Raw genomic sequence first — 2,977 nt, 5'->3', positions numbered from 1 at the left:
CGTGCGGGGCGGGGCGGGGCGGGGGCGGACTCACGCGGTGCCCGGCCGCCGGCGGCGGTGGTGGTAGGCCCAGGCGAGGGCGAGGGTGATCGGGCCCCAGAACATCGCCGTCGAGGTGCAGATCCGGCCCAGGAGCATCCACCAGCCGTTGCTGTAGCCGACGTCCGCGAACACGCCCAGCCAGGCGAGCGGCATGCCGTCGAAGAGGGCCACCAGGGTCAGGCCCCCGAGCACGGCCGGGACGAGCGCCGCGAGCGGCGGCACCCGCCGGCCCCGCAGCACCGGCACCCAGCGCGGGAACACCTCGCCCCAGCCGCTGACCAGCCCCAGGGTCAGCAGCGTCAGCGCCTCGGTGACCACGCTCAGACCGATCACGTACGGGGCGGCCCACCAGACGTAGGGCGGGGCGGCCGGGTCGACGGTGCCCATCCGGAAGTCGAAGGCGAACGGCAGCCGCCACAGGCAGTGCGGCAGCACGATCAACGGGAGGGCCTTGGCCAGTCGCAGGGCCCAACGGGGAACGGGGCGTTCGGTGTCGCCCACCGGAATGTCCATCAGCATGGCTCCACCGTCCCGGACACCACCCCCGCCGCACGTCCACCGCACGGCCCGTCCGCCTCCCCCGTGCGAGCCAACCCGCCCTCGGCCCAGCGATGGAGAACGGACGTCAGCCCTTGGACCCCAGGCCGTACGCGGTGGTCAGCAGCCCGAGGAGGTACGGGGTCTCGGCGCCGTTCAGCGCGGTCGGGTCGACCGAGTACACGACCTCGCGGGCGAGGTCCCGGGTGGCGAAGACGCCACTGGTGGAGCCCGGCCGGGACCCGGTCTTGCCCCAGACCACGATGCCGCCGGCCGTGAGTCGTTCGAGGCCCGTGCTCATGCAGGCCGTGCCGTCCGGGCAGTGGCCGCCGTGTCCGGCCATGGACACCGCCGGGACCGTGAACAGCAGCTCCTGCTGGGCCGGTGCCAGGAGGCGGCCCCGGAACAGCGCCGTCATGAAGCGGTCCAGGTCGGGGGCGCTGGAGATCATGCCGCCCTCGGCCCAGGGCCACGGGCTCTGCTCGGTCACGTCCACCCGGCGCGAGCCGCCGTCCGCGTCGGGGACGGTCAGGTACGGGCGGGTCGCGGGGTGCCGCAGCCGCGGGTCGTCGGCGTCCGGGAGGGAGGTGTCGCGCAGGCCGAGCGGGCGGACGATGCGGTCGCGCAGCTCGTCGGCGTAGCGGTGGCCGGTGACCTTCTCCACGATCAGCCCGGCGACGAAGGTGTTCATGCCGTTGTACTGCTGGGCGCTTCCGGGCGTGAAGCCCAGCGGCTGCCCGGCCATCGTGGCGAGGACCTCCTCGGGGGTGAACGAGTCGAACCGGTGCTCGGCGAACCAGCCGGTGGTGCCGTCACCCCAGGGCACGTCGGAGCCGCCGGGCAGTCCGCTGGTGTGGTTGAGCAACTGCCCCACCGTGACCGGCGCGTAGGGGAAGTCCGGGAGGTACTGCCGGACGGCGCCGTCGAGGTCGATCCGGCCCTCGCCGGCGAGCTGGAGGACGACGGTCGTGGTGAAGACCTTGGAGATCGACCCGATCCGGAACCGGCCGTGCGGGTCGACCCGCATCCCGCTCTCCGCCGAGCCGCCCTCGAAGCTCCCGGCGGAACCGGTGACCCGCAGGAACGCGGCGGAGACGTCGGCGGCGGGCCGCTGGGCGAGGGCGGCCCGGAGCGCCGCCGGTTCCAGCGGCGGCAGTGCGGCCGGGCTCGCCGCCGCCGAGGTGCCGACGGAGGGCGTCGTGGCGAGGGCCGGGCTGCCCGCCCCGACCGTCAGCGCGGCCGCCAGGGCGCCGGCGGCGGCCAGGACGGCCCAACGGGTGCGGTTCGTGTGCGCGTTCATGCGGGTCCGGCTCCAGGATGGTCGTCGTCCGGACCGGTGCTTCCCGGCCCGGTGACGAGTCTTCCGGCCCCGTCCGCCCCGGACATCAGGGGCGGGGAGCCGTCGTTCCCCGACCTTCCGTCAGGGTCGGCCCGGAGGGGTTGCACAGAGGGCGGCCGGTCGTCAGCGCAGGAGGCGCAGGAGGCGCAGCCACCGTCGAGTGAAGGGCACACCGCTGCCGCGCCACCAGATCGACCGGTTCGCCACCACGGGAGCGGATCCGGCTTCCCGTTGACCTGGGGCCGTCACGCCCGGCTCCGCAGCGCCCGCTCGATCGGGACGTCCGCAGGCTCCGTGAGCAGATGGAGCAGGCTCGGGAAAAGACCTGCCTGACCGTCACATTCCGTGCCACAGTGGACGATCCGGCGCGCCGACCGCGTGCGAGCCGGAAGGATTCTCGAAGGTCTGGGGGACGAGTGGGATCCGGAACCGACATGACCGGCGACGGCCGGCCGACCGTGCTGGTGCGTGACGTGGTGCGATCGGTCGTGGAGACCCTCGCACCGGAGGAACTGTTCCTGGTGGAGGGGCTCCGCCGCTTCGACGACGCCACGGTGGTGCGGCGGCTGAGCCGCGGTGGAGGGCGGCGCGAGCCGCTGGGGTTCGGGATCGGGGAGGTCGCCGCCCTGGTGACGCCCGTCGTGTGGCTGGTGCTCGACGAGGTGGCGCAGCGGATGGTGGCCACGACCGTGGACCGCGCCTCACGAGGGGCCACGGGCCTGGTGCGGCGGCTGTTCCGGCGACCGGCCCCCGCGGCCGAGCTCCAGCCGCTGACCCGGGAGCAACTGGTCGAGGTGCGGGCCCTGGTCCTGACGGCGGGCGAGCAGCGCGGTCTCGTGCCCGAACGCGCCGAGGAGATCGCCGACGCGGTCGTGGCCCGGCTGGCCCTGTCCCGCGCACTGGACCCGCCCGCTCCGTCCACCCCACCGGCACCGGAGCCTCCCACCGACCCCACCGGCACCGGGCAGCCCAGGACCAGCAGCGTGTAGCTGATCAGCATCCGCTGCTGCACCGGCCGCCGCCAGGCGATCACGCCGTACAGCACGCCGGCCAGCATCG

At 74.5% G+C, this 2,977-nt stretch carries 3 protein-coding genes; 1 reads left to right on the top strand and 2 read right to left on the bottom strand.

Annotated features, from left to right (window positions below):
- Window positions 1-30: 30 nt before the first annotated feature.
- Both ACIQOV_RS35195 and ACIQOV_RS35190 read right to left on the bottom strand, forming a co-directional pair.
- Window positions 31-555, bottom strand: a complete 525-nt coding sequence (locus ACIQOV_RS35195; RefSeq protein ID WP_401054910.1) for a hypothetical protein — start codon at window positions 553-555, stop codon at window positions 31-33.
- A 112-nt stretch (window positions 556-667) separates the two neighbouring features.
- Complete coding sequence (locus ACIQOV_RS35190; RefSeq protein ID WP_401054909.1) at window positions 668-1,879, bottom strand: serine hydrolase domain-containing protein; 1,212 nt, start codon at window positions 1,877-1,879, stop codon at window positions 668-670.
- A 473-nt stretch (window positions 1,880-2,352) separates the two neighbouring features.
- Here ACIQOV_RS35190 and ACIQOV_RS35185 point away from each other — a divergent pair, with 473 nt between their 5' ends.
- A complete protein-coding gene (locus ACIQOV_RS35185; RefSeq protein ID WP_401054908.1) occupies window positions 2,353-2,907 on the top strand; it encodes a hypothetical protein in 555 nt (184 codons plus the stop codon).
- Window positions 2,908-2,977 lie beyond the last annotated feature (70 nt).

Origin of the sequence: Kitasatospora sp. NPDC091257, assembly GCF_044757675.1 — a bacterium.
GTDB lineage: Bacteria > Actinomycetota > Actinomycetes > Streptomycetales > Streptomycetaceae > Kitasatospora > Kitasatospora lactacystinica.
This window is presented reverse-complemented; position numbering and strand designations above follow the sequence as displayed.

Coding starts and splice junctions, on each gene's coding strand:
- ACIQOV_RS35195 (WP_401054910.1), bottom strand. CDS start 555: ATGGACATTCCGGTGGGCGACACCGAACGCCCCGTTCCCCGTTGGGCC.
- ACIQOV_RS35190 (WP_401054909.1), bottom strand. CDS start 1,879: ATGAACGCGCACACGAACCGCACCCGTTGGGCCGTCCTGGCCGCCGCC.
- ACIQOV_RS35185 (WP_401054908.1), top strand. CDS start 2,353: ATGACCGGCGACGGCCGGCCGACCGTGCTGGTGCGTGACGTGGTGCGA.